This window comes from Microbacterium sp. Gd 4-13 (genome assembly GCF_003095395.1).
Classification (GTDB): domain Bacteria; phylum Actinomycetota; class Actinomycetes; order Actinomycetales; family Microbacteriaceae; genus Microbacterium.
In genome coordinates this window covers 68,734-91,296 of the sequence record NZ_QEIJ01000006.1, presented here as the reverse complement: position 1 = coordinate 91,296, position 22,563 = coordinate 68,734, and the positions used below count along the sequence as shown (strand labels likewise).

The following is a 22,563-nucleotide window of genomic DNA, read 5'->3' as shown; positions in this document are numbered from 1 at the left end:
GCCGGAGATCCGGCGGGGTGTTACTTCTTGTCGTCTTCGACGACCGCGTCGTCGGCGGCAGCCTCGGCGGCGGCGCCCTCTTCGGGCGACTCCGAACCTGCGTCGGCGGCGGCGTCGTCCGCAGCATCCGCGTCGGCGACGGCGTCGGTGGCCTCGTCTTCGACGGGCTCCTCGACCGGGGCGGCGGCGGCCGGAGCCGTGCGCTTCGCCGAGCTCGCCTTGGGCGTCACGGGCTCGAGAACGAGCTCGATGACGGCCATGGGGGCGTTGTCGCCCTTGCGGTTGCCGATCTTGGTGATGCGGGTGTAGCCGCCCTGGCGCTCGGCGACCAGGGGCGCGATCTCGGTGAAGAGCGTGTGAACGACGTCCTTGTCACCGATGACGCTCAGCACGCGACGACGCGCGTGCAGGTCGCCGCGCTTGCCGAACGTGATGAGACGCTCAGCGAGCGGACGGAGGCGCTTTGCCTTCGTCTCGGTCGTCTGAATCGACTTGTGCGTGAACAGTGCCGCGGCGAGGTTCGCCAGCAGGAGACGCTCGTGGGCCGGACCGCCGCCGAGGCGGGGACCCTTCGTGGGCTTGGGCATAGTGATTTACTCCAGTGGAATCGAGGCGGAAGCCGGGATCAGACGGTCTCGTCGTCGTAGCCGCTGTAGAACTGGGCGCCGTCGAAACCGGGCACCGAGTCCTTGAGCGACAGTCCGAGCGACGTGAGCTTGTCACGAACCTCGTCGACCGACTTCTGACCGAAGTTGCGAATGTTCATCAGCTGCGTCTCCGAGAGGGCGACGAGCTCGGACACCGTGTTGATGCCCTCGCGCTTCAGGCAGTTGTACGAACGGACCGAGAGGTCGAGGTCTTCGATCGGCATCGACAGCTCGTTCGAAAGGACGGTCTCGACCGGCGCGGGGCCGATCTCGATGCCCTCGGCCTCGACGTTCAGCTCGCGAGCGAGGCCGAACAGCTCGGTCAGCGTGCGACCGGCCGACGCGACCGCGTCGCGCGGGGCGATGGACGACTTCGACTCGACATCGAGGATGAGCTTGTCGAAGTCGGTGCGCTCACCGGCACGAGTGGCCTCGACGCGGTAGCTGACCTTCAGCACGGGCGAGTAGATCGAGTCGATCGGCACCTGGCCGGCCTCGGCATACTCGTTGCGGTTCTGGGTAGCCGACACGTAGCCGCGGCCACGCTCGATCGTCAGCTCGAGCTCGAACTTCGCGGTGTCGTTCAGTGTCGCGATGACGAGCTCGGGGTTGTGCACCTCGACGCCGGCGGGGGCGGAGATGTCGGCCGCGGTGACCTCACCGGAGCCGGTCTTGCGCAGGTAGGCCGTGATGGGCTCGTCGCGCTCGCTCGAGACGACGAGCTGCTTGATGTTGAGGATGATCTCGGTGACGTCCTCTTTCACACCCGGGATGGTGCTGAACTCGTGCAGCACTCCATCGATACGGATGCTGGTGACGGCCGCACCGGGGATCGACGAGAGGAGGCTGCGACGCAGCGCGTTGCCGATCGTGTAACCGAAGCCGGGCTCGAGCGGCTCGATGATGAAACGGCTGCGGAACTCCCCGACCTTCTCCTCGGTCAGAGTGGGACGCTGTGCGATAAGCACGATGTGTTCCTTTCGATCACGTATCCGCTATATGACACGTGCAATGGGTGAGGTATTGAGTTGTGGTCGAGCGGATGCTGCGGCCACCGAAACGGGTGGCCGCAGCATCCACGGTCGACGGGTGTCAGACGCGACGGCGCTTCGGCGGGCGGCAGCCGTTGTGCGCCTGCGGGGTGACGTCCTGGATCGATCCGACCTCGAGGCCGGCGGCCGTGAGCGAACGGATCGCGGTCTCGCGGCCGGAGCCCGGACCCTTCACGAAGACGTCGACCTTCTTCACGCCGTGCTCCTGCGCCTGGCGGGCGGCCGACTCTGCGGCGAGACCTGCGGCGAAGGGCGTCGACTTGCGCGAGCCCTTGAAGCCCACGCCGCCGGACGATGCCCAGCTGATGACCGCACCCGAGGGGTCGGTGATCGAAACGATCGTGTTGTTGAACGTCGACTTGATGTGGGCGTGGCCCAGCGCGATGTTCTTCTTCTCCTTGCGGCGCGGCTTGCGCGCTGCGGACTTGGGGGTAGCCATGATTCTCCTGAAACCTCAGCGCCGGCGCAGGCCTAGCGCGCCTTCTTCTTGCCGGCGACGGTGCGCTTCGGGCCCTTGCGGGTGCGAGCGTTCGTCTTGGTGCGCTGTCCGCGCACGGGAAGACCGCGACGGTGGCGGATGCCCTCGTACGAGCCGATCTCGACCTTGCGGCGGATGTCGGCGGCGACCTCACGGCGGAGATCACCCTCGACCTTGTAGGCGGCCTCGATGTGATCGCGCAGGGCGATCAGCTGGTCGTCGGTGAGGTCCTTCACACGGATGTCGGGGCTGATGCCCGTCGCCGTGAGGATCTCTTCGGAACGGGTACGGCCAACGCCGTAGATGTAGGTCAGGGCGATGATCACGCGCTTGTCACGCGGGATGTCTACGCCGGCGAGACGTGCCATGCGACTCTCCTAGGAGTGTTGTGGAGGTGTGGAGCAGGATCGGTGCCCGGGCCTCCGCCCGAGGTGTCACCTCCGTCTTCGGTCTTCGAGCGGGTCGAAGGGCCGATGGCGGAGGATCTGATCCTGCCGGTGTGTCTTCAGTTGCGAGTTTCGAGGTGCGGCGCAGGCTGCGATGAGACGGCCTGGCGCAGCATCCGTCAGCCCTGGCGCTGCTTGTGACGCGGGTTGCTCTTGCAGATCACCATCACCCGGCCGTGACGGCGGATGACCTTGCAGTGGTCGCAGATGGGCTTGACGCTGGGGTTTACCTTCATGATTTCCTGCTTCGCTGTCTTCGTTCCCCGCACCGCGGCACGGGGACGTTACTTCTCGACCGGCCTAGCGGTAGCGGTAGACGATTCGACCGCGCGTGAGGTCGTAGGGGCTCAGCTCTACGACGACGCGGTCTTCGGGGATGATGCGGATGTAGTTCTGTCGCATCTTGCCCGAGATCGTGGCGAGCACCTTGTGTCCGTTGGTGAGCTCGACGCGGAACATCGCGTTGGGCAGCGCCTCGGAGATTGTGCCCTCGATCTCGATGACACCGTCTTTCTTCGCCATATACTCGCTATCACTTGGAGACCGGTCGGTCTGCGTTGGATGGGTGTCGGTGCAGAAGCACGCCAAAGTAGGCGCAACGCACCAACGAACGAGCATACGCCACGCGCCGCCGTGCGGCAACTTCGCCCCGCCCCTGCGCCCCCGACGCCGTGAATCAACACGTCTGCGATCGAATCAACCGTCGATTGTCGCGTCAGAATGTTGATCGAGGCATCTCGAAGTGGATTCGCAGATGCGGCACGGGGGCGGTGACGCCGAAGGCGGCGAGGTGACGTCGGAAAGAGGCCGGGCTGGCGATGTGCGACCAGCCCCATCGCAGCACCGGACGACCCGTGGTTCCACGAATCCAGTCCTCCCTGGCCTTCTCTGCGAGTACCGCCGCAGCCGTCGACTGCCCCGCGAGCATCTGCGGGTCGGTGTACTTCGCCTGGCCGTCGAACTCCCCCCACGCGGGTACATCGTCCAGACCGAGGTCGATGACCCACTCCTCGCCGTTCGGTCCCGTGACCGGCACCTGCAGGCGCGGCCGGCCGAACCCGAGTCGTTCGAGATAGAGACGGCTGATGCTCTCCCCTGGCCGTTGCGCACGGCCGTCGGCGAACTCGAGCACCCACCTGGCCTGGACGATGCCGCGAGCACCGCCGCGTCGGGCCAGGTGCTCCCGCATCTCCGTACGCCAGAGCTCAGCGGCGACCGCGTCATAGGTGCGCGTGTCCTCGCGCCATGCGACCGACCGCATCGCCGCGTCGGCGAGCGAGACCGCCGACTCCAGGGGCAGATGACCGATGAGGTCGCAGACGGTGCGCATCAGGCTCGTCACGCTCACACCGAACCGCGTCGTCACGTCGGAAGCCGTCAGATCCGCCCGATGACGCGCGACGAGCCGATCCGACGCCACCCGTCCGTTCGCCCTCGCCGAGACCAGGTGCACCTTCTTCGGCGAGATCCGCGCGATCGGCAGAAGCAAGAACGCGGCCGCTGTCGTGTGCGACGCTATTGCGCGTTCCGAGCGCGCAGCACCGAAGACCGCGAGCCCCTGGGCCACCTGGCGACCCTCGCTGTACAAGGTCGCCCAGTACGCCGCATCCATGTACCACCCGCGGTGCACACGGACGAGCCTCCCCTCACGCAGGTCGGCTTCGATGGAGGCACGGGTGCGTCCGGTGGCGCGGAGCTCCGCTGTCGACAGAAGATGAGCACCGATCTCGGGGATATCCATCCCCACACCGTGCCGCGCTCCCCGAGTCCGTGGTCCGCGCGCTCAACTATCGCGAGCAACCGACACCCTTCCCCTGCCTGTGCAGGAGGCAATGGTGCGCGCGAATCAACAACCGAACGCGCGAATCCACATCCGCACGCAGCATTCGGCGGTGGATTCACGCAACAGAATGGTGCTTCGGGTCAGCTGAAGCGGGCGACGATGTCGGCCTGCGGGTCACCCGTGAGGTCGGTCTGGTTCGTGAGGGTCTGGCCGTTCACGACGATCGTCGGGGTCGATATGCCCCCGGCCCCCGACTGCACCGGCGTCTCGCGCGTCTTCGCGGTGACGTAGCGGCTGTAGGTTCCGTCGGTGATGCAGGATGCGACGCCCTCTCCCGCTCCGACGCTCTCGGCGATGCTCGTGAGGGTGGCGTCGTCGAGACCGGTGGACTGCTCCTGCGGCTGGTTCTCGTAGAGGGCCTGCAGGAAGGGCAGCGCGTTGGCCGGGTCGTCGGCCGCGACGCAGTACATGGCGTTCGCCGAGCGTGTCGAGTACTCCGTGCCCTGCGAGGCGCGATCGAGGATCGAGATCGGGTGGATGTTGAGGGTGATCGTGCCGTCGTCGGCGAGCTGCGAGAGCGTCGAGCCGTAGGTCTGCTCGAAGTTGTTGCAGATCGGGCACATGAAGTCGACGTACGTGTCGACGGTGTTGGGGCCGCTTCCAACCGCGATCGCACCGGTCTCCTGGTTGATCGCGGAGCTCTCGGGGGCCGGGCCCGGCGAGGCCGCCTGCGAGTTCGAGAACCACACGATGCCCCCGACCGCGACGATCACCACAACGACAGCGGCGCTCACCCAGATCGCGAACCAGTTCGTCTTACCCGCAGCCATGCTCTATCCGATCACTCGTGGAACGACGCCGAAGGGCGCCAACTTCGCGGCTCCTCCGTCGGGCGACGTCAGGACCCAGATGCCTCCATCGTGCACCGCGACGCTATGTTCCCAATGTGAGCCGGGCGACCCGTCCACGCTCGTCACGGTCCAGTCGTCGTCTTCGACGAAGGTCTCCTGATCGCCCGCGACCACCATCGGTTCGATCGCCACGGCGAGCCCCGGCCGCACCTCGGGACCGGGGTCGCTGATGCGGTAATTGAAGACGCTGGGCGCCTCGTGCATCTTGCGCCCGATCCCGTGACCGACGTAGTCGCGCAGGATGCCGTAGCCCCCCTCGGGGGCGTTCGCCTCGACGTAGGCCTCGATCGCCGTGCCGACCTCGCCCAGCCGCGACGCAGACGCCAGCGCGGCGATCCCGGCCCAGAGCGACCCCTCGGTCACGTCCGACAGGCGCCGACGCTCCTCGACGATCGCGGCGGGAGCGTCACCGGGCACGATCATCGTGAACGCGGAGTCGCCGTTCCAGCCCTCGAACTGGGCACCGGCGTCGACCGAGACGATGTCGCCCGGCTCGAGCACGCGCTCCCCCGGGATGCCGTGCACGACCTGGTCGTTCACCGACACGCAGATCGTGTGGCGGTACCCGCGCACCATCTGGAAGTTCGACTGCGCACCGCGGGCCCGGAGCACGGCGGATGCTGCGGCGTCGAGCTCGATCGTTCGCACACCCGGTGCGATCATCGCGCGCACCGCGTCGAGCGCGGCGGCGGTGATCAGTCCGGGTTCGACCATTGCCCGCAGCTGGGCGGGCGACTTGTAGATCGAGGTGCGGAAGCGCACGTCAGACGGAGCGGGAGAGCCCGCGGGCGTCCAGCGCCGCGAAGATGCGTGCCGTCACCTCGTCGAACGACCCGACGCCGTCGATCTCGTCGACCACGCCACGGGTTCCGTAGACACCGAGGATCGGCGCCGTCTCGGACTCGTAGATCGACAGACGGTGCGCGATGACCTCTTCGGTGTCGTCGGCACGACCCTGCTCCTGCGCGCGCTTGCGCAGTCGGTCGATCGACTCGTCACGGGGAACCACGAGAGCGATCACCGCGTCGAGCGACTCGTCGCGCCCTTCGAGGAACTCGTCGAGGTGCAGCACCTGACCGAGGTTGCGGGGGTATCCGTCGAGAAGGAAGCCGTCCGCAGCATCCGCCTGCGAGAGACGGTCGCGGACGACCGCGCTGGTGAGCTCGTCGGGAACGAGGCGGCCGGCGTCGATGATCTCTTTGACCTGCAGGCCCAGATCGGTTCCTTCAGCCACATTCGCCCGGAAGACGTCGCCCGTGGAGACCACGGGGATGCCGAACGACTCCGCGATGCGCACGCCCTGCGTGCCCTTGCCGGAACCCTGGGGGCCGACGATGAGAAGGCGCGCCATCAGCGGAGGAGCCCTTCGTAGTGACGCTGCTGCAGCTGGGCGTCGATCTGCTTCACGGTCTCGAGGCCGACACCGACGATGATGAGGATCGAAGCGCCGCCGAACGGGAAGTTCTGGTTGGCACCGACCGTCGCCAGGGCGATGAGCGGCAGGAGCGCGATCAGACCGAGGTAGATCGAGCCCGGCAGGGTGATGCGGGTCAGCACGTAGTCGAGGTACTCGGCCGTCGGGCGTCCGGCACGGATGCCGGGGATGAACCCGCCGTACTTCTTCATGTTGTCGGCGACGTCGACCGGGTTGAACGTGATCGCCACGTAGAAGTAGGTGAAGCCGATGATGAGCAGGAAGTACGTCGCCATGTAGACCGGCTGGTCACCGGACGTGAAGTACTGCTGGATCCACGCGACCCAGCCCGGAACCTCCTGGCCCGGCTGCGGCTGGTTGAACTGCGCGATGAGCGCGGGGATGTACAGCAGCGACGAGGCGAAGATGACGGGCACGACGCCGGCCATGTTGACCTTGATCGGGATGTAGGTGTTCGATCCGCCGTAGGTGCGTCGGCCGACCATACGCTTCGCGTACTGCACCGGAATGCGTCGCTGCGACTGTTCGACGAAGACCACCAGCGCGACGACCACGACGCCGACCGCCAGGACCATGAGGAAAACCTCGAAACCGCGGGCGGCCCAGATCGAGCCCATCGCCGACGGGAACGTCGCCGCGATCGAGGTGAAGATGAGGATCGACATTCCGTTGCCGACACCGCGCTCGGTGACCAGCTCGGCGAACCACATGATGAGGCCGGTACCGGCGGTCAGCGTGATGATCATGAGCAGCTGAGCCCACCACACGTCGTTGGTGAGGAGCTGCTGGCACTCGGGGATGCTGGTGGCGCCGAAGAGCTGGCCCGACCGTGCGACCGTGACCAGCGTCGTCGACTGGAGGAGCGCGAGGGCGATCGTGAGGTAGCGCGTGTACTGCGTCAGCTTGCTCTGGCCCGCCTGGCCCTCCTTGTAGAGGGTCTCGAAGTGCGGGATGACCACGCGCAGCAGCTGCACGATGATCGTGGCGGTGATGTAGGGCATCACGCCGAGCGCGAAGATCGACAGCTGCAGCAGCGCGCCGCCCGAGAACAGGTTGACGAGCGAGAGGAGACCCTCGGTGCTCCCCGACTGGTCGAGGCACGACTGCACGTTCGGGAAGTTCACGAACGGCGTCGGGACGTGCGCACCCAGACGGTAGATGGCGATGATCGCGAGAGTGAAGCCGATCTTCCTCCGCAGGTCGGGTGTGCGGAACACCCGCGCGATGGCGCTGAACAAGGGGACTCCTCCGGAATGGTTCCGCGCGCACAGAGAGCGCACAAGAAGCCAGCGTAGCCCAGCCGGGCGCGCGGGGTGGTCCGCGCCTCCCGACTGGAACGGCAACAGGGGCCGGAGGAAGCCTCCGACCCCTGTCATGGGTGTTACTGAACGGTGCCGCCCGCGGCGACGATCTTCTGCTCGGCGGAACCCGAGACCTTGTCGACCGACACGGTGAGCTTCACCGAGATGTCGCCGGTGCCGAGCACCTTGACCTTCTCGTTCTTGCGAACCGCGCCCTTGGCGACGAGGCCCGCGATGGTGACCTCTCCGCCCTCGGGGTACAGCTCGGCGAGCTTGTCGAGGTTGACCACCTGGTACTCGACGCGGAACGGGTTCTTGAACCCGCGCAGCTTCGGCGTACGCATGTGGAGGGGCATCTGCCCACCCTCGAAGCCGACGCGCACCTGGTAACGAGCCTTCGTTCCCTTGGTACCGCGACCGGCGGTCTTACCCTTCGAGCCCTCACCGCGACCCACGCGGGTCTTGGCCTTGTGGGCGCCGGGGACCGGACGGAGGTGGTGCACCTTCAGCACACCCGGGCGGGTGGCAGGAGCTTCCTTCGTCTTCGCCGCAGCGGCAGGCTTCTTGGCGGCGGGCTTGCGCGCCGGAGCCTTCTTGGGCTCGGCGGCTTCGGTTTCGTTCTCAGCCATTAGTCGATCTCCTCAACCTTGACGAGGTGGGCGACGGTCTTGACGTAGCCGCGCGTCTGCGCGTCGTCGGGACGAACGACCGAGTCGTTGATCCGCTTCAGACCGAGGCTGCGCAGCGTGTCGCGCTGGTTCTGCTTCTCGCTCACCTTGGACTTGATCTGCGTGACCTTCAGACGGGCGGCCATCAGGCACCTACCTTCTGGGCGGCGATGGCGTCGGCCTCGGCACGGACGAGACGGGCGGGTGCCACCTGGTCGAACTCCAGGCCGCGGCGGGCGGCCACGGCGCGGGGCTCTTCGAGCTGCTTCAGGGCGGCGACCGTCGCGTGCACGATGTTGATCGTGTTCGACGAGCCGAGCGACTTCGACAGGACATCGTGGATGCCGGCGCACTCGAGGACGGCGCGGACCGGACCACCGGCGATAACACCGGTACCGGCAGCGGCCGGACGCAGCAGCACGACGCCGGCCGCGGCTTCGCCCTGCACCGGGTGCGGGATCGTCGATGCGACGCGGGGAACGCGGAAGAAGTTGCGCTTGGCCTCTTCGACACCCTTCGAGATCGCCAGGGGGACCTCGCGGGCCTTGCCGTAACCGACGCCCACGACACCGTTGCCGTCACCGACGACCACCAGGGCGGTGAAGCTGAAGCGCTTTCCACCCTTGGTGACCTTGGCGACACGGTTGATCGTCACGACGCGCTCGAGGAACTGGCTCTTGTCGTCGCGCGAACCGCGGTCACGCTGGTTGGCGTTGCGCTCACGGCCGCCGCGACGCGGCTCGCGCTCGCGCTCGGCGGGCGCCTGAGCTGCAGCAGCCGGCGCCTCGGCGGGCGCGGTCTGCTCGGCATCCACTGCCACTTCGGTCTCCTTGTTGTCGCTCACAGGTTCAGCCCCTTCTCGCGGGCGCCATCGGCGATCGCTGCAACGCGTCCGGCGTAGCGGTTGCCGCCACGGTCGAACACGGCGTCGGTCACGCCGGCGGCGATCGCACGCTCGGCGACGAGCTCGCCGACCTTGCGCGCCTTGGCGGTCTTGTCGCCGTCGAGGCCGCGCAGGTCGGTCTCGAGGGTCGACGCGGAGGCCAGCGTGCGGCCCTTGCTGTCATCGACGAGCTGCACGAAGACGTGACGCGCCGAGCGGGTGACGACGAGACGAGGACGGGCCTCGCTGCCGACGATCTTCTTGCGAAGGCGGGCGTGACGACGCGCGCGTGCTTCGCTCTTTGTCTTGAGAGCCATGGCTACTTACCACTCTTTCCGGCCTTGCGGCGCACGACCTCGCCCGCGTACCGCACACCCTTGCCCTTGTACGGCTCGGGCTTGCGGATCTTGCGGATGTTGGCGGCGGCCTCACCGACGGCCTGCTTGTCGATGCCGCTCACGGTGACCTTGTTGTTGCCTTCGACCGTGAGGGTGATTCCCGCGGGGGGCTCGACGAGAACCGGGTGCGAGAAGCCGAGGGCGAACTCGACCGAGCTGCCCTTCTGTGCGACGCGGTAACCCGTGCCGACGACCTCAAGACCCTTGGTGTACCCCGTGGTGACACCGATGATGTTGTTGCTGATGAGCGTGCGGGTCAGCCCGTGGAGCGACCGCGACTCGCGCTCGTCGTCGGGACGGCTGACGAGAACCTGGTTCTCCTCGACCTTGACCTCGAGCGGGCGCGACACGGTGAGCGTGAGCTCACCCTTGGGGCCCTTGACTGCCACATCCTGGCCGGCCACCGTAACGGTGACGCCGGCGGGGATGTCGATGGGAAGACGTCCGATTCGCGACATGTCAGATCACCACACGTAGGCGAGGACTTCTCCGCCCACGCCCTTCTGGTCGGCCTGGCGGTCGGTGAGAAGACCGGAGGAAGTGGACAGGATGGCAACGCCGAGGCCACCGAGCACGGTGGGGATCTCGGAGGACTTCGCGTAGACCCGCAGACCGGGCTTCGACACGCGCTTGATGCCGGCGATCGACCGCTCGCGGTTCGGGCCGTACTTCAGCGTGAGGGTCAGGGTCTGACCGACGCGGGCGTCTTCGACGATCCAGTCGGAGATGTAACCCTCCTGCTTGAGGATGTCGGCGATGTGGGTCTTGAGCTTCGAGCTCGGCAGCGACACGGAGTCGTGGTGCGCCGAGTTCGCGTTGCGCAGACGGGTCAGCATATCTGCGACCGGGTCTGTCATCGTCATGTGATGCTTCTTTCGTTCATGAGGTTTCGGCTGCCGTTACGCGGCAGACGACCTTCGATGATGGATGGCTTATGCCTGGGTCTCGGCGGCCTGGAAGGGGAAACCGAGCTGCCGCAGCAGCGAGCGGCCCTCGTCGTCCGTCTTCGCGGTGGTCACGACAGTGATGTCGAAACCGCGAACACGGTCGATGCGGTCCTGGTCGATCTCGTGGAACACCGACTGCTCCTGGAGGCCGAACGTGTAGTTGCCGTTGCCGTCGAACTGCTTCGACGACAGACCGCGGAAGTCGCGGATACGGGGAAGCGCGAGGTTCACGAGGCGGTCGAGGAACTCCCACGCACGGTCGCCGCGGAGGGTGACGTGAGCGCCGATGGCCTGGCCCTCGCGCAGCTTGAACTGCGCGATGGACTTGCGGGCCTTGGTGACGACCGGCTTCTGGCCGGTGATCTTGACGAGGTCGTCGACCGCGCCATCGATCACCTTGCTGTCGCGAGCTGCCTCGCCGACACCGGTGTTCACGACGACCTTCACGAGACCGGGGATCTGCATGACGTTCGAGTAACCGAACTCTTCCTGCAGAGCCTTCTGGATCTCGTTCTTGTACTTCTGCTTCAGGCGCGGCTGGATTTTGCCAGCGGGCGCGGCAGTATCGGTGCTCATATTCAGAGGTCCTTGCCTGACTTCTTCGCGAAACGAACGCGAACGGTCCGCTTCACGCCGTCCTTGACCTGCTCCTCGACGCGGTGGCCGACGCGGGTCGGCTTCTTGCTCGAGGGGTCGACCAGGGCGACGTTGGAGATGTGGATGGGGGCTTCGAAGGTCTCGATGCCACCCGTCTTGGTTCCGCGCTGGGTCTGGCCCACGCGGGTGTGCTTGGTGACGTAGTTCACGCCCTCGACGATGACGCGGTTCTGCTCGACAAGGATCTCGAGGACCTTACCCTGCTTACCGCGGTCGCCGCCGCGCTCGGGCTTGGCGCCCGAGATGACCTGAACCAGGTCGCCCTTTTTGATCTTCGCCATGATCAGATGACCTCCGGTGCCAGCGAGACGATCTTCATGAACTTCTTGTCACGAAGCTCACGACCGACCGGCCCGAAGATGCGGGTGCCGCGGGGCTCCCCGTCGGTCTTCAGGATCACGGCGGCGTTCTCGTCGAACTTGATGTACGAGCCGTCGGGGCGACGGGTGTGCTTGATGACGCGCACGACGACAGCCTTGACGACGTCGCCCTTCTTGACGTTTCCGCCAGGGATCGCGTCCTTGACCGTCGCCACGATGACATCACCGATGCCCGCGTACCGACGGTTGGAGCCGCCGAGCACACGGATGGTGAGCAGCTCCTTGGCGCCGGTGTTGTCGGCGACCTTGAGGCGGGATTCGTTCTGAATCATGGGTTACTTCGCCTTCTCGAGGACCTCGACCAGACGCCACCGCTTGGTGGCGCTGAGCGGGCGGGTCTCGTTGATCAGCACGAGGTCGCCGATGCCGGCGGAGTTCGTCTCGTCGTGCGCCTTCACCTTGGAGGTGCGACGGATGACCTTGCCGTAGAGCGGGTGCTTCACGCGGTCTTCGACCTCGACGACGATGGTCTTGTCCATCTTGTCGCTGGTGACGTAGCCACGGCGCGACTTGCGGTAACCGCGAGCGTCCGCGTCGCGCACATCGCGCTCGGAGCTCTCGTGTCCCTTGGCCTGCACGGCCTCGTCCACGACGGGCGCCTCGGCGGCCGCAGCCGCCTTGGTCGACGCCTTGCGGGCGGGAGCCGTCTTCTTCTCGGTGGTCTCAGCCATCACTCGGCCTCTTCCTTCGCGGCCGAGTCAGCGGCATCCGCCTTCTTGGCCTTGGTCTTCTTCGCCTTCGTCGCCTCCACCGGAGCGGGAGTGGCACGGATGCCGAGCTCGCGCTCACGGATGACGGTGTAGAGCCGCGCGATGTCGCGCTTGACGGCGCGGATGCGGCCGTGGCTCTCGAGCTGGCCGGTGGCCGACTGGAAGCGCAGGTTGAACAGCTCTTCCTTGGCCTTGCGCAGCTCTTCGACCAGACGCTGGTCTTCGAACGTGTCGAGCTCGCTCGGGGCGAGCTGCTTGGTGCCGATCGCCATTACGCGTCGCCCTCCTCGCGCTTGATGATGCGTGCCTTGAGGGGCAGCTTGTGAATTGCCCGGGTGAGCGCCTCGCGAGCGAGGGACTCGTCGACACCGGAGACCTCGAAGAGGACCCGGCCCGGCTTGACGTTCGCGACCCACCACTCGGGCGAACCCTTACCGGAACCCATGCGGGTTTCGGCGGGCTTCTTGGTCAACGGACGGTCGGGGTAGATGTTGATCCACACCTTTCCACCACGCTTGATGTGACGCGTCATGGCGATACGAGCGGACTCGATCTGACGGTTGGTCACATAGGCGGGAGTCAGTGCCTGGATGCCGTACTCGCCGAAGCTCACCTCGGTGCCGCCGGTCGCCTGACCGGACCGCCCGGGGTGGTGCTGCTTGCGGTACTTGACCTTACGGGGGATGAGCATTACGCCGACGCTCCTTCTGCCACGGGGGCCTCGTTGCGGGGGCTGCGCGGCGGACGGCGGTCGCCGCGGTCGCCACGGTCGTCGCGACCGCGGGACTTCGGCGCGTTGGCCTGCTCGCGAGCGAGCTCCTTGTTGGTCATGTCGCCGTTGTAGATCCAGACCTTCACGCCGATGCGGCCGAAGGTGGTCTTCGCCTCGTAGAAGCCGTAGTCGATGTTCGCGCGGAGCGTGTGCAGGGGCACACGGCCTTCGCGGTAGAACTCCGACCGGCTCATCTCGGCGCCGCCGAGGCGGCCGGAGACCTGGATGCGGACACCCTTGGCGCCGGCGCGCTGTGCACCCTGCATGCCCTTGCGCATCGCGCGGCGGAACGCCACACGACCCACGAGCTGCTCGGCGATGCCCTGCGCGACGAGCTGAGCGTCGGCCTCGGGGTTCTTGACCTCGAGGATGTTCAGCTGGATCTGCTTGCCGGTGAGCTTCTCGAGGTCGGCGCGGATGCGCTCGGCCTCGGCGCCACGACGACCGATCACGATGCCCGGGCGGGCGGTGTGGATGTCGACGCGGACGCGGTCACGGGTGCGCTCGATCTCGATGCTGCTGACACCGGCGCGGTCGAGCGACGTGGTGAGCAGACGACGGATCTTGATGTCCTCCGCCACGTAGTCGGCGTAGCGCTGGCCCGGCTTCGTCGAGTCGGAGAACCACCGGGACACGTGGTCCGTGGTGATACCGAGGCGGAAGCCGTACGGGTTGACTTTCTGGCCCATTACTTGCTCGCCTTCTTGGTCGGGGTTCCGGACTCGGCCGTCGGCGCCTCGGGCGTCGACAGCACGACCGTGATGTGGCTCGTGCGCTTCTTGATCTGGAAAGCGCGGCCCTGGGCACGGGGACGGAAGCGCTTCAGCGTCGCGCCCTCATCGACGTACGCGTTCGCGACGAACAGATCCTGGTCGTCGAGGTACTCGTTCGTCTTGTCGGCCGTGACCCGAGCGTTCGCCATCGCCGAGGCGACGAGCTTGTAGATCGGCTCGCTCGCGCCCTGCGGCGCGAACTTCAGGATGGCGAGGGCCTCAGCGGCCTGCTTGCCCTTGATGAGCGCAACGACACGACGAGCCTTCTGAGGGGTCACGCGGATGTGTCGCACGCGTGCGATGGACTCCACCATTTCTCTCTCCTCTAGCGCCCCCGCGTCAGCGGCGGCGGCCCTTCTTGTCGTCCTTCTCATGGCCGCGGAAGGTGCGGGTGGGCGCGAACTCGCCCAGTTTGTGGCCCACCATGGTCTCGGTCACGAACACGGGGATGTGCTTGCGACCGTCGTGCACGGCCACGGTGTGGCCGAGCATGGCGGGGATGATCATCGATCGACGCGACCAGGTCTTGATCACGTTCTTGGTACCGGCTTCGTTCTGCGACACGACCTTGCGAAGCAGGTGCTCGTCGACGAAGGGGCCCTTCTTAAGACTGCGTGGCATCTTCTGTTCCTACCTACTTGCGCTTCTTGCCGGCGGTACGACGACGGACGATGAGCTTGTCGCTCTCCTTGTTGGGGTGGCGGGTGCGCCCCTCCTTCTGACCCCACGGGGTCACGGGGTGACGTCCACCGGACGTCTTGCCCTCACCACCACCGTGCGGGTGGTCGACCGGGTTCATCGCGACACCGCGGACGGTCGGGCGGATGCCCTTCCAACGGTTGCGACCGGCCTTGCCCCAGTTGATGTTCGACTGCTCGGCGTTGCCGACCTCGCCGATCGTGGCGCGGCAGCGCACGTCGACGTTGCGGATCTCGCCCGAGGGCAGACGCAGCTGGGCGTACGGGCCGTCCTTGGCGACCAGACGCACGGATGCGCCGGCCGAACGCGCCAGCTTCGCGCCGCCGCCGGGGCGGAGCTCGATGGCGTGGATGACCGTACCGGTCGGGATGTTGCGCAGCGGCAGGTTGTTGCCGGGCTTGATGTCAGCACCGGCACCCGACTCGATGACGTCGCCCTGCGACAGCTTGTTCGGCGCGATGATGTAGCGCTTCTCGCCGTCCGCGTAGTGCAGCAGCGCGATGCGCGCGGTGCGGTTGGGGTCGTACTCGATGTGAGCGACCTTGGCGTCGATGCCGTCCTTGTCGTTGCGACGGAAGTCGATCAGACGGTACTGGCGCTTGTGGCCGCCACCGATGTGACGCGTGGTGATGCGGCCCTGGTTGTTGCGGCCACCGGTCTTCGACAGCGGTCGGAGCAGCGACTTCTCAGGCGTCGATCGCGTGATCTCGGCGAAGTCTGCCACCGACGAACCGCGGCGACCCGGGGTCGTGGGCTTGTACTTGCGAATAGCCATGTTCTGTAGTCCTCAGTCCCGACCGTCAGCCGACTGCCGTGAAGATGTCGATGGTGCCCGACTTCAGCGTGACGATGGCGCGCTTGGTGTCCTTGCGCTTGCCGAGGCCGAAGCGGGTGCGACGCGCCTTGCCGACGCGGTTGATGGTGTTCACCGCGGCGACCTTGACGTCGAAGATCTTCTCGATGGCGAGCTTGATCTCGGTCTTGGTGGCGCGGGTGTCCACGTAGAACGTGTACTTGCCCTCGTCGATGAGCCCGTAGCTCTTCTCGGAGACGACCGGCTTCAGGATGATGTCGCGCGGGTCCTTGTTTACGGTCATGCCGACACCTCCTGGGTGGTCGCCGACTTCGACGCGACGAAGGCGTCGTACGCGGCCTTGGTGAAGACGATGTCGTCCGAGACGAGCACGTCGTACGCGTTGAGCTGGTCGAACGTGAGGACGTGGACGTACGCGAGGTTGCGGACGCTCTTCACGGCGACGTCGTCGCCGCGCTCGATGACGACCAGCACGTTCTTCGTCGCCGAGAGGGCACCGAGCACGGATGCTGCGGCCTTCGTCGACGGCGTGCCGTCGAACCCGAACGAGTCGATGATGTGGAGACGGTCGCCGCGTGCGCGGTCGCTCAGTGCGCCGAGGAGGGCGGCCGAGATCATCTTCTTGGGGGTCCGCTGCCCGTAGTCGCGGGGCTTGGGACCGTGGACGATGCCACCACCGGTCATGTGGGGAGCACGGATCGAACCCTGACGGGCGTTACCGGTTCCCTTCTGCTTGAACGGCTTGCGGCCGGCACCGGAGACCTCACCGCGACGCTTGGTCGAGTGGGTTCCCTGGCGAGCCGCCGCGCGCTGCGCGACGACGACCTGGTGGATCAGCGGAATGTTCGTCTTGACGTCGAAGATCGCGGCGGGCAGCTCCACGGAGCCAGCCTTCTTGCCGTCTGCCTTCAGCACGTCGAGCGCGAGAGTCGAGTCAGCCATGAGTTCAGGCACCCTTCACTGCGTTGCGGACGTAGACGATGCGGCCACGTGCGCCGGGGACGGCGCCCTTGACGAGCAGCAGACCCTTCTCGGCGTCGACGGCGTGCACCGTGAGGTTGAGGACGGTCACGCGCTCGCCGCCCATACGGCCGGCCATGCGCATGCCCTTGAAAACGCGGCTCGGGGTCGACGATGCGCCGATCGAACCGGGCTTGCGGTGGTTGCGGTGCGAACCGTGCGATGCCGAGACGCCCTTGAAGTTGTGACGCTTCATGACACCGGCGGTTCCCTTGCCCTTGCTGGTGCCGACGACGTCGACCAGCTGGCCGGCCTCGAAGAGGCCTTCCGCGGTGAGTTCCTGCCCGAGCGAGTAGTCGCCGGCGTCCGCGGTGCGGATCTCGGTGACGTGACGACGGGGGGTGACGCCCGCGGCCTCGAAGTGGGCCGTCAGGGGCTTGTTCACCTTGCGGGGGTCGATCTGCCCGTAGGCGATCTGCACGGCGTTGTAGCCGTCCTTCTCGGGGGTGCGAACCTGGGTGACCACGTTCGGAGCCACCTCGATGACGGTGACGGGAACGAGCTTGCCGTTGGCATCCCAGACCTGGGTCATGCCCAGCTTGGTGCCCAGCAGGCCCTTGGAAATCTTGGAGTTGATGTCAGCCATGTCGAACCTCAGAGCTTGATCTCGATGTTGACATCGGCCGGGAGGTCGAGACGCATCAGCGAATCGACGGCCTTGGGCGTCGGGTCGATGATGTCGATCAAGCGCTTGTGGGTGCGCATCTCGAAGTGCTCGCGGCTGTCCTTGTACTTGTGCGGCGACCGGATGACCGCGATGACGTTCTTCTCGGTCGGAAGCGGCACGGGGCCGACGACCGTAGCGCCGGCACGGGTCACGGTGTCGACGATCTTGCGCGCGGACGAGTCGAGTCCGGCGTGATCGTACGACTTCAGGCGAATGCGGATCTTCTGTCCCGCCATTGTCTGCTCTCTCTCTTTACGCGTCTTACCCCGGGCCATTCGGACCCGGTGGCATTGGACGCACGACGGCGCTTGCGCGCCCTGGCACTTCTGCTCGCTCTCGCGAGCGATGCTGCACCGCTGTTCTGCTGTCAAACCGGCTGCCGAAGCATCCGGCCCGCCCCTCCTCGCGCACGAAGACGCACTCCCGAAAGAGTGGAGGGTTTCGGTGGGATGTTCTCCTGCCCGCGGCCTAGCTCACTTTCGTGTCGCTATGCACTGCCCTGGCAGTGACCGGCGGCACGCAGAGCGACCACCGGAGTGTGGAACTGGATTAGTCTACGTGCCGCCCGGGCGTGTCGCAAACCCGGGCGTGTCGCGACAGGCGATATGCAGCGCTCCCCCAGCCTCGCACACACCGAGGGTGCCCCTTTCGGCCGAGGGTGCCCGAAATTGCGGCCTCGAATGGCGGATTCGGGCACTCTCGGCGTCAGTCGAGCACGTCGTGGGAGCGCAGGAACGCCGCGAAGGCCGTCAGCGAGGCCAGGCGCTCCCATCCCCAGCGGACGGGCAGCCACCCGGTGGCCTCCGTGACCGCGGACTCTCGAGCGCGCTGATCGCGCAACGTCTCGCGGATGCTGCGGCCACCGGTCATTCCGGGATCGACGTACTTCCCGTCACCGTCGAACTCGGCGAACCGCCGCCGCCTCGGCCACGCGAAGTCGGGGTAGGCCCTCCGCCCATCCCGCACGCGCACCTCGGTCTGCAGCACCGGCGCCTCCGCCCTCACGGCGCCGGCGGTTCCGACGCGGGCGAGATCGGCGGTGCGAATGAGGGGTCCATCGGCGCGCATCCCCCGAGGATGCTCCCGCCCGCGCTCCCCCGGCCCCTCGATCGCGCGACCCCGCGTCATCCGCTCGGCGCCCCGCCCTGGGGAGGAGAGGACGCCAGACGTCGAAAGTGCCCGTTCCCGCCGGGGGTGCCCGTCTAAACGGGCACGTTCGGCAGAAACGGGCACTTTCGGTGCGGCGCTACTGGTTGCCGATGTTCTTGTCGACGTTGGCGCGGACCTCGTCGATCTTCCCGTGGTGCTGCTCGGGAGCGACCTTCTTGATCGCGTCGGCGGCGCCGTCGAGGAACCTGTCGCTGACGTCTTCGGCCTTCTCGCTCTTGAGGGCCTCCTCGATCTTGTCGCGGTTCTGCTCGAACATCTGCTTGCCCTTGTTGATGATGTCGTCGACTCCCATGGTGGGACCTCCTCGTGATCGGGATCCTCATTCTCGGACGCCGCCTCCCTGCCCTGCAAGGGCTGGCGCGCGGACGAGAAAGCCCCCCGGATCCTGATGGACCCGGGGGGCTGCTCGTTCGCTCGCGGGGCGAGCGGAGGTGTTACTTGAGGATCTTCGTGACCGTGCCGGCGCCGACGGTGCGGCCACCCTCACGGATCGCGTAGCCGAGGCCCTCTTCCATGGCGATGGGCTGGATCAGCTCGACCGTCATGTCGGTGGTGTCGCCGGGCATGACCATCTCGGTGCCCTCGGGCAGCGTGATGACGCCGGTGACGTCGGTGGTGCGGAAGTAGAACTGCGGGCGGTAGTTCGTGAAGAACGGGTTGTGACGGCCGCCCTCTTCCTTCGACAGGATGTAGGCGGTGCCCTCGAACCCGGTGTGCGGCGTAACCGAACCCGGCTTCACGACGACCTGGCCACGCTCGACGTCGTCACGCTTGGTGCCGCGCAGGAGCAGACCACAGTTCTCGCCGGCCCAGGCCTCGTCGAGCTGCTTGTGGAACATCTCGATACCGGTGACGATCGTCTTCTGCGTCGGACGGATGCCGACGATCTCGACCTCGGAGTTGATCGCCAGCGTGCCACGCTCGGCGCGGCCGGTGACGACGGTTCCACGACCGGTGATCGTGAAGACGTCCTCGACGGGCATGAGGAACGGCTTGTCCTTGTCACGCACCGGGTCGGGGATGGACGCGTCGACGGCTTCCATGAGCTCGACGATCTTCTCGACCCACTCGGCGTCGCCCTCGAGAGCCTTGAGGCCCGAGACGCGGACGACGGGGGCGTTGTCGCCGTCGAAGTCCTGGCTCGAGAGCAGCTCGCGAACCTCGAGCTCGACGAGCTCCAGGATCTCCTCGTCGTCGACCATGTCGGACTTGTTCAGCGCGACGAGCAGGTAGGGGACGCCGACCTGCTTGGCGAGCAGAACGTGCTCACGGGTCTGAGCCATCGGGCCGTCGGTGGCGGCGACCACGAGGATCGCGCCGTCCATCTGGGCAGCACCGGTGATCATGTTCTTGATGTAGTCAGCGTGGCCCGGCGCATCGACGTGGGCGTAGTGACGCTTGGGGGTCTCGTACTCGACGTGCGAGATGTTGATCGTGATACCACGCTGACGCTCTTCCGGCGCCGAGTCGATCGACGCGAAGTCACGCTGAACGTTGGTGGCCGACGGGTACTTGTCGGCGAGCACCTTCGAGATGGCAGCGGTGAGCGTGGTCTTGCCGTGGTCGACGTGACCGATCGTTCCGATGTTCACGTGCGGCTTGGTCCGCTCGAACTTGGCCTTAGCCACTGGGTCCTCCTCAGGACGGTCATGTGTAGAGGGTCCGGGCACTGGTTTGCGACCGGTTCTCTACGGGGATGGTTCTCAGCTTAGTAGAGGTGTGATGTGAAGTTGTGGGGTGGATGCTGCCGGCCCCTCACCGGGGCGCGGCACCGGCAGCATCCGGAGGACGGAGTTACTCGCCCTTGGTCTTCTGGACGATCTCGTCGGCCACCGCGCGCGGCACCTCGGCGTAGCTGTCGAACTCCATGGAGTAGACGGCACGGCCGGAGGTCTTCGAGCGCAGGTCGCCGATGTAGCCGAACATCTCCGAGAGGGGGACGTTCGCCTTGACGACCTTGACGCCCTGGGCATCTTCCATCGACTGGATCTGGCCACGACGCGAGTTGAGGTCGCCGATGACGTCGCCCATGTACTCCTCGGGAGTACGCACCTCGACGCCCATGATGGGCTCGAGGATGATGGGGTTCGCCTTGCGGACGGCTTCCTTGAATCCCATGGAGCCGGCGATCTTGAACGCCATTTCCGAGGAGTCGACGTCGTGCGACGCACCGTCGAGCAGGATGGCCTTGACGCCGACCATGGGGTAGCCGGCGAGCACGCCGACGTTCATGGCGTCCTGGAAACCCTGGTCGGTGGGGCCGATGTACTCGCGCGGGATGCGGCCACCGCTGACCTTGTTCTCGAACTCGTACGTCTTGTCGGCCGTGACCTCGAGCGGCTCGATCGCGAACTGGATCTTCGCGAACTGACCCGAACCACCGGTCTGCTTCTTGTGCGTGTAGTCGTGACGCTCGACGGCCTTCTTGATCGTCTCGCGGTAGGCCACCTGGGGCTTTCCGACGTTCGCCTCGACGCGGAACTCGCGCTTCATGCGGTCGACCAGGATGTCGAGGTGGAGCTCGCCCATGCCCTTGATGACGGTCTGACCGGTGTCGGAGTTCTGCTCGACGCGGAACGTCGGGTCCTCCTCCGCGAGCTTCTGGATCGCGAGACCCAGCTTCTCCTGGTCAGCCTTGGTCTTGGGCTCGATGGCGACCTCGATGACCGGCTCGGGGAACGTCATCGACTCGAGCACGACCTGGTGCTGCGAGTCGGAGAGCGTGTCGCCCGTGGTCGTGTCCTTGAGGCCGATGACCGCGTAGATGTGACCCGCGGTGACCGAGTCGACCGGGTTCTCCTTGTTCGCGTACATCTGGAAGATCTTCCCGATGCGCTCCTTCTTGGACTTGGTCGAGTTGACGACCTGTCCGCCGGAGTCGAGGTGACCGGAGTAGACGCGGATGTAGGTGAGACGACCGAAGAACGGGTGCGTCACGATCTTGAACGCGAGGGCCGTGAACGGCTCTTCGCGGTCGGCGTGACGCTCGATGACGATCTCTTCGTCCTTCGGGTCGTGGGCCTCGATGGCCGGCACGTCGAGGGGCGACGGGAGGTAGTCGACGACCGCGTCGAGCATGGGCTGCACGCCGCGGTTCTTGAACGCCGAACCGCACAGGACCGGGTAGACCTCGGACGCGATGGTGAGCTTGCGGATCGCGGCCTTGACCTCGGCCACGGTCAGCTCCTCGCCGCCGAAGTGCTTCTCGAGAAGCTCCTCGTCCGACTCGGCGACGGTCTCGAGCAGCAGCTCGCGGTACTCGGCGGCCTTGTCGGCGAGGTCGGCCGGGATCTCCTGGATCTCGTACTTCGCTCCCATGGTGACGTCACCCTTGGAGTCGCCGGGCCAGACCAGGGCGCGCATCTCGACGAGGTCGATGACGCCGACGAAGTCGTTCTCCGCACCGATGGGGAGCTGGATGACGAGCGGCTTGGCCTTCAGCTTGTTGACGATCGTGTCGACGGTGAAGTAGAAGTCGGCGCCCAGCTTGTCCATCTTGTTGACGAAGCAGATGCGGGGGACGTCGTACTTGTCGGCCTGACGCCACACGGTCTCGGACTGGGGCTCGACGCCCTCCTTGCCGTCGAAGACGGCGACGGCGCCGTCGAGGACGCGGAGCGAGCGCTCCACCTCGACGGTGAAGTCGACGTGACCGGGGGTGTCGATGATGTTGATCTGGTTCTTGTCCCAGAAGCAGGTGACGGCGGCCGACGTAATCGTGATGCCGCGTTCCTGCTCCTGCTCCATCCAGTCGGTGGTCGAGGCGCCATCGTGCGTCTCGCCGATCTTGTGGTTGACGCCCGTGTAGAAGAGGATGCGCTCGGTCGTCGTCGTCTTGCCGGCATCGATGTGCGCCATGATGCCGATGTTGCGGACCTTGGTGAGGTCGGTGAGCACGTCTTGTGCCACGGGCGGGGTTCCTAACTTGTGGAGAGGGACATTCCGTCGACCT

At 66.3% G+C, this 22,563-nt stretch carries 35 protein-coding genes; all 35 read right to left on the bottom strand.

All coding sequences use genetic code 11. From position 1 onward, the window contains the following. Nucleotides 1–20: 20 nt before the first annotated feature. Nucleotides 21–587 carry a 50S ribosomal protein L17 gene (rplQ, locus tag DEA06_RS12395; protein WP_116648314.1) on the bottom strand — a complete coding sequence of 189 codons (567 nt, stop codon included), beginning with the start codon at nucleotides 585–587 and terminating at the stop codon, nucleotides 21–23. Between the two features lie 38 nt (nucleotides 588–625). After that, nucleotides 626–1,615: a DNA-directed RNA polymerase subunit alpha gene (locus DEA06_RS12390; RefSeq protein ID WP_116648313.1), complete on the bottom strand. Its 990-nt coding sequence runs from the start codon at nucleotides 1,613–1,615 to the stop codon at nucleotides 626–628. A gap of 124 nt (nucleotides 1,616–1,739) precedes the next feature. Next, nucleotides 1,740–2,138: a 30S ribosomal protein S11 gene (rpsK, locus tag DEA06_RS12385; protein WP_116648312.1), complete on the bottom strand. Its 399-nt coding sequence runs from the start codon at nucleotides 2,136–2,138 to the stop codon at nucleotides 1,740–1,742. A 32-nt stretch (nucleotides 2,139–2,170) separates the two neighbouring features. Beyond that, entirely contained in the window at nucleotides 2,171–2,545 is a 375-nt protein-coding gene (gene rpsM, locus DEA06_RS12380; RefSeq protein WP_116648311.1) for a 30S ribosomal protein S13, read from the bottom strand. Between the two features lie 197 nt (nucleotides 2,546–2,742). Further along, the gene (rpmJ, locus tag DEA06_RS12375; protein ID WP_005050492.1) at nucleotides 2,743–2,859 is read right to left on the bottom strand and encodes a 50S ribosomal protein L36; all 117 of its coding nucleotides are present in this window, start codon (nucleotides 2,857–2,859) and stop codon (nucleotides 2,743–2,745) included. A 64-nt stretch (nucleotides 2,860–2,923) separates the two neighbouring features. Continuing rightward, nucleotides 2,924–3,145, bottom strand: coding sequence for a translation initiation factor IF-1 (infA, locus tag DEA06_RS12370; protein WP_116648310.1), 222 nt, complete (start codon nucleotides 3,143–3,145; stop codon nucleotides 2,924–2,926). A 193-nt stretch (nucleotides 3,146–3,338) separates the two neighbouring features. Beyond that, a complete protein-coding gene (locus DEA06_RS12365) occupies nucleotides 3,339–4,364 on the bottom strand; it encodes a hypothetical protein (protein ID WP_116648309.1) in 1,026 nt (341 codons plus the stop codon). A 182-nt stretch (nucleotides 4,365–4,546) separates the two neighbouring features. Beyond that, nucleotides 4,547–5,236, bottom strand: coding sequence for a thioredoxin domain-containing protein (locus DEA06_RS12360; protein WP_116648308.1), 690 nt, complete (start codon nucleotides 5,234–5,236; stop codon nucleotides 4,547–4,549). A 3-nt stretch (nucleotides 5,237–5,239) separates the two neighbouring features. Next, complete coding sequence (map, locus tag DEA06_RS12355) at nucleotides 5,240–6,079, bottom strand: type I methionyl aminopeptidase (protein ID WP_116648307.1); 840 nt, start codon at nucleotides 6,077–6,079, stop codon at nucleotides 5,240–5,242. A gap of 1 nt (nucleotide 6,080) precedes the next feature. After that, nucleotides 6,081–6,668, bottom strand: a complete 588-nt coding sequence (locus DEA06_RS12350; RefSeq protein ID WP_116648306.1) for an adenylate kinase — start codon at nucleotides 6,666–6,668, stop codon at nucleotides 6,081–6,083. Then, a complete protein-coding gene (gene secY, locus DEA06_RS12345; RefSeq protein ID WP_116648305.1) occupies nucleotides 6,668–7,990 on the bottom strand; it encodes a preprotein translocase subunit SecY in 1,323 nt (440 codons plus the stop codon). The genes DEA06_RS12350 and secY overlap by 1 nt, the downstream gene beginning before the upstream one ends. A 143-nt stretch (nucleotides 7,991–8,133) precedes the next feature. Further along, nucleotides 8,134–8,682, bottom strand: coding sequence for a 50S ribosomal protein L15 (gene rplO, locus DEA06_RS12340; protein WP_116648304.1), 549 nt, complete (start codon nucleotides 8,680–8,682; stop codon nucleotides 8,134–8,136). Further along, on the bottom strand, nucleotides 8,682–8,867 hold the full coding sequence (gene rpmD, locus DEA06_RS12335; protein WP_091484804.1) for a 50S ribosomal protein L30: 186 nt from the start codon (nucleotides 8,865–8,867) through the stop codon (nucleotides 8,682–8,684). The genes rplO and rpmD overlap by 1 nt, the downstream gene beginning before the upstream one ends. Further along, a complete protein-coding gene (gene rpsE, locus DEA06_RS12330) occupies nucleotides 8,867–9,565 on the bottom strand; it encodes a 30S ribosomal protein S5 (RefSeq protein ID WP_276308356.1) in 699 nt (232 codons plus the stop codon). Before rpsE ends, rpmD begins: the two co-directional genes overlap by 1 nt. Next, nucleotides 9,562–9,921 carry a 50S ribosomal protein L18 gene (gene rplR / locus DEA06_RS12325; RefSeq protein ID WP_116648303.1) on the bottom strand — a complete coding sequence of 120 codons (360 nt, stop codon included), beginning with the start codon at nucleotides 9,919–9,921 and terminating at the stop codon, nucleotides 9,562–9,564. The genes rpsE and rplR overlap by 4 nt, the downstream gene beginning before the upstream one ends. Before the next feature lie 2 nt (nucleotides 9,922–9,923). Continuing rightward, on the bottom strand, nucleotides 9,924–10,460 hold the full coding sequence (gene rplF / locus DEA06_RS12320) for a 50S ribosomal protein L6 (RefSeq protein WP_116648302.1): 537 nt from the start codon (nucleotides 10,458–10,460) through the stop codon (nucleotides 9,924–9,926). Between the two features lie 6 nt (nucleotides 10,461–10,466). Then, a complete protein-coding gene (gene rpsH, locus DEA06_RS12315) occupies nucleotides 10,467–10,865 on the bottom strand; it encodes a 30S ribosomal protein S8 (RefSeq protein WP_116648301.1) in 399 nt (132 codons plus the stop codon). A gap of 69 nt (nucleotides 10,866–10,934) precedes the next feature. Next, nucleotides 10,935–11,525, bottom strand: coding sequence for a 50S ribosomal protein L5 (gene rplE / locus DEA06_RS12310; protein ID WP_116648300.1), 591 nt, complete (start codon nucleotides 11,523–11,525; stop codon nucleotides 10,935–10,937). Nucleotides 11,526–11,527: 2 nt separating this feature from the next. After that, nucleotides 11,528–11,887: a 50S ribosomal protein L24 gene (rplX, locus tag DEA06_RS12305; RefSeq protein WP_116648299.1), complete on the bottom strand. Its 360-nt coding sequence runs from the start codon at nucleotides 11,885–11,887 to the stop codon at nucleotides 11,528–11,530. Nucleotides 11,888–11,889: 2 nt separating this feature from the next. Next, nucleotides 11,890–12,258 carry a 50S ribosomal protein L14 gene (gene rplN, locus DEA06_RS12300; RefSeq protein ID WP_116648298.1) on the bottom strand — a complete coding sequence of 123 codons (369 nt, stop codon included), beginning with the start codon at nucleotides 12,256–12,258 and terminating at the stop codon, nucleotides 11,890–11,892. Nucleotides 12,259–12,261: 3 nt separating this feature from the next. After that, entirely contained in the window at nucleotides 12,262–12,564 is a 303-nt protein-coding gene (gene rpsQ, locus DEA06_RS12295) for a 30S ribosomal protein S17 (protein WP_116648382.1), read from the bottom strand. A gap of 92 nt (nucleotides 12,565–12,656) precedes the next feature. Next, nucleotides 12,657–12,968 carry a 50S ribosomal protein L29 gene (rpmC, locus tag DEA06_RS16920; protein WP_116648297.1) on the bottom strand — a complete coding sequence of 104 codons (312 nt, stop codon included), beginning with the start codon at nucleotides 12,966–12,968 and terminating at the stop codon, nucleotides 12,657–12,659. Beyond that, nucleotides 12,968–13,387, bottom strand: coding sequence for a 50S ribosomal protein L16 (gene rplP / locus DEA06_RS12285; protein ID WP_116648296.1), 420 nt, complete (start codon nucleotides 13,385–13,387; stop codon nucleotides 12,968–12,970). The genes rpmC and rplP overlap by 1 nt, the downstream gene beginning before the upstream one ends. After that, nucleotides 13,387–14,157, bottom strand: coding sequence for a 30S ribosomal protein S3 (gene rpsC / locus DEA06_RS12280; protein ID WP_116648295.1), 771 nt, complete (start codon nucleotides 14,155–14,157; stop codon nucleotides 13,387–13,389). Before rpsC ends, rplP begins: the two co-directional genes overlap by 1 nt. Continuing rightward, the gene (rplV, locus tag DEA06_RS12275; protein ID WP_116648294.1) at nucleotides 14,157–14,555 is read right to left on the bottom strand and encodes a 50S ribosomal protein L22; all 399 of its coding nucleotides are present in this window, start codon (nucleotides 14,553–14,555) and stop codon (nucleotides 14,157–14,159) included. The genes rpsC and rplV overlap by 1 nt, the downstream gene beginning before the upstream one ends. Before the next feature lie 25 nt (nucleotides 14,556–14,580). Further along, nucleotides 14,581–14,862, bottom strand: coding sequence for a 30S ribosomal protein S19 (rpsS, locus tag DEA06_RS12270; RefSeq protein WP_116648293.1), 282 nt, complete (start codon nucleotides 14,860–14,862; stop codon nucleotides 14,581–14,583). A 13-nt stretch (nucleotides 14,863–14,875) separates the two neighbouring features. Continuing rightward, a complete protein-coding gene (gene rplB, locus DEA06_RS12265) occupies nucleotides 14,876–15,715 on the bottom strand; it encodes a 50S ribosomal protein L2 (RefSeq protein ID WP_116648292.1) in 840 nt (279 codons plus the stop codon). 25 nt (nucleotides 15,716–15,740) lie between these two features. Continuing rightward, a complete protein-coding gene (rplW, locus tag DEA06_RS12260) occupies nucleotides 15,741–16,037 on the bottom strand; it encodes a 50S ribosomal protein L23 (RefSeq protein ID WP_116648291.1) in 297 nt (98 codons plus the stop codon). Further along, on the bottom strand, nucleotides 16,034–16,696 hold the full coding sequence (rplD, locus tag DEA06_RS12255; RefSeq protein ID WP_116648290.1) for a 50S ribosomal protein L4: 663 nt from the start codon (nucleotides 16,694–16,696) through the stop codon (nucleotides 16,034–16,036). The genes rplW and rplD overlap by 4 nt, the downstream gene beginning before the upstream one ends. Nucleotides 16,697–16,700: 4 nt before the next feature. Continuing rightward, the gene (gene rplC, locus DEA06_RS12250; protein WP_116648289.1) at nucleotides 16,701–17,360 is read right to left on the bottom strand and encodes a 50S ribosomal protein L3; all 660 of its coding nucleotides are present in this window, start codon (nucleotides 17,358–17,360) and stop codon (nucleotides 16,701–16,703) included. 8 nt (nucleotides 17,361–17,368) lie between these two features. After that, nucleotides 17,369–17,677 carry a 30S ribosomal protein S10 gene (rpsJ, locus tag DEA06_RS12245; protein WP_116648288.1) on the bottom strand — a complete coding sequence of 103 codons (309 nt, stop codon included), beginning with the start codon at nucleotides 17,675–17,677 and terminating at the stop codon, nucleotides 17,369–17,371. Between the two features lie 469 nt (nucleotides 17,678–18,146). Further along, on the bottom strand, nucleotides 18,147–18,509 hold the full coding sequence (locus tag DEA06_RS12240; protein ID WP_116648287.1) for a hypothetical protein: 363 nt from the start codon (nucleotides 18,507–18,509) through the stop codon (nucleotides 18,147–18,149). 178 nt (nucleotides 18,510–18,687) lie between these two features. Next, entirely contained in the window at nucleotides 18,688–18,903 is a 216-nt protein-coding gene (locus tag DEA06_RS12235; protein WP_116648286.1) for an Rv0909 family putative TA system antitoxin, read from the bottom strand. A gap of 142 nt (nucleotides 18,904–19,045) precedes the next feature. Then, complete coding sequence (tuf, locus tag DEA06_RS12230) at nucleotides 19,046–20,239, bottom strand: elongation factor Tu (protein WP_116648285.1); 1,194 nt, start codon at nucleotides 20,237–20,239, stop codon at nucleotides 19,046–19,048. A gap of 166 nt (nucleotides 20,240–20,405) precedes the next feature. Further along, nucleotides 20,406–22,520: an elongation factor G gene (fusA, locus tag DEA06_RS12225; RefSeq protein ID WP_116648284.1), complete on the bottom strand. Its 2,115-nt coding sequence runs from the start codon at nucleotides 22,518–22,520 to the stop codon at nucleotides 20,406–20,408. Nucleotides 22,521–22,563: the final 43 nt, after the last annotated feature.

Excerpts from the sequence above, each read along its gene's own strand:
- rpsK (WP_116648312.1), bottom strand. The coding sequence starts at position 2,138 with ATGGCTACCCCCAAGTCCGCAGCGCGCAAGCCGCGCCGCAAGGAGAAG.
- DEA06_RS12240 (WP_116648287.1), bottom strand. The coding sequence starts at position 18,509 with ATGCGCGCCGATGGACCCCTCATTCGCACCGCCGATCTCGCCCGCGTC.
- rpsM (WP_116648311.1), bottom strand. The coding sequence starts at position 2,545 with ATGGCACGTCTCGCCGGCGTAGACATCCCGCGTGACAAGCGCGTGATC.
- rpmC (WP_116648297.1), bottom strand. The coding sequence starts at position 12,968 with ATGGCGATCGGCACCAAGCAGCTCGCCCCGAGCGAGCTCGACACGTTC.
- rplO (WP_116648304.1), bottom strand. The coding sequence starts at position 8,682 with ATGGCTGAGAACGAAACCGAAGCCGCCGAGCCCAAGAAGGCTCCGGCG.
- DEA06_RS12235 (WP_116648286.1), bottom strand. The coding sequence starts at position 18,903 with ATGGGAGTCGACGACATCATCAACAAGGGCAAGCAGATGTTCGAGCAG.
- rplX (WP_116648299.1), bottom strand. The coding sequence starts at position 11,887 with ATGGCGAAGATCAAAAAGGGCGACCTGGTTCAGGTCATCTCGGGCGCC.
- rplF (WP_116648302.1), bottom strand. The coding sequence starts at position 10,460 with ATGTCGCGAATCGGACGTCTTCCCATCGACATCCCCGCCGGCGTCACC.
- rpsJ (WP_116648288.1), bottom strand. The coding sequence starts at position 17,677 with ATGGCGGGACAGAAGATCCGCATTCGCCTGAAGTCGTACGATCACGCC.
- rplD (WP_116648290.1), bottom strand. The coding sequence starts at position 16,696 with ATGGCTGACTCGACTCTCGCGCTCGACGTGCTGAAGGCAGACGGCAAG.
- rplP (WP_116648296.1), bottom strand. The coding sequence starts at position 13,387 with ATGCTCATCCCCCGTAAGGTCAAGTACCGCAAGCAGCACCACCCCGGG.
- rplV (WP_116648294.1), bottom strand. The coding sequence starts at position 14,555 with ATGGTGGAGTCCATCGCACGCGTGCGACACATCCGCGTGACCCCTCAG.
- rplC (WP_116648289.1), bottom strand. The coding sequence starts at position 17,360 with ATGGCTGACATCAACTCCAAGATTTCCAAGGGCCTGCTGGGCACCAAG.
- DEA06_RS12365 (WP_116648309.1), bottom strand. The coding sequence starts at position 4,364 with ATGGATATCCCCGAGATCGGTGCTCATCTTCTGTCGACAGCGGAGCTC.
- rplW (WP_116648291.1), bottom strand. The coding sequence starts at position 16,037 with ATGACCGTAAACAAGGACCCGCGCGACATCATCCTGAAGCCGGTCGTC.
- rplB (WP_116648292.1), bottom strand. The coding sequence starts at position 15,715 with ATGGCTATTCGCAAGTACAAGCCCACGACCCCGGGTCGCCGCGGTTCG.
- rpsH (WP_116648301.1), bottom strand. The coding sequence starts at position 10,865 with ATGACGATGACAGACCCGGTCGCAGATATGCTGACCCGTCTGCGCAAC.
- rpmD (WP_091484804.1), bottom strand. The coding sequence starts at position 8,867 with ATGGCCGCCCGTCTGAAGGTCACGCAGATCAAGTCCAAGGTGAGCGAG.
- rplQ (WP_116648314.1), bottom strand. The coding sequence starts at position 587 with ATGCCCAAGCCCACGAAGGGTCCCCGCCTCGGCGGCGGTCCGGCCCAC.
- infA (WP_116648310.1), bottom strand. The coding sequence starts at position 3,145 with ATGGCGAAGAAAGACGGTGTCATCGAGATCGAGGGCACAATCTCCGAG.
- rplN (WP_116648298.1), bottom strand. The coding sequence starts at position 12,258 with ATGATTCAGAACGAATCCCGCCTCAAGGTCGCCGACAACACCGGCGCC.
- rpsS (WP_116648293.1), bottom strand. The coding sequence starts at position 14,862 with ATGCCACGCAGTCTTAAGAAGGGCCCCTTCGTCGACGAGCACCTGCTT.
- DEA06_RS12360 (WP_116648308.1), bottom strand. The coding sequence starts at position 5,236 with ATGGCTGCGGGTAAGACGAACTGGTTCGCGATCTGGGTGAGCGCCGCT.
- rplR (WP_116648303.1), bottom strand. The coding sequence starts at position 9,921 with ATGGCTCTCAAGACAAAGAGCGAAGCACGCGCGCGTCGTCACGCCCGC.
- rplE (WP_116648300.1), bottom strand. The coding sequence starts at position 11,525 with ATGAGCACCGATACTGCCGCGCCCGCTGGCAAAATCCAGCCGCGCCTG.
- DEA06_RS12350 (WP_116648306.1), bottom strand. The coding sequence starts at position 6,668 with ATGGCGCGCCTTCTCATCGTCGGCCCCCAGGGTTCCGGCAAGGGCACG.
- rpsC (WP_116648295.1), bottom strand. The coding sequence starts at position 14,157 with ATGGGCCAGAAAGTCAACCCGTACGGCTTCCGCCTCGGTATCACCACG.
- rpmJ (WP_005050492.1), bottom strand. The coding sequence starts at position 2,859 with ATGAAGGTAAACCCCAGCGTCAAGCCCATCTGCGACCACTGCAAGGTC.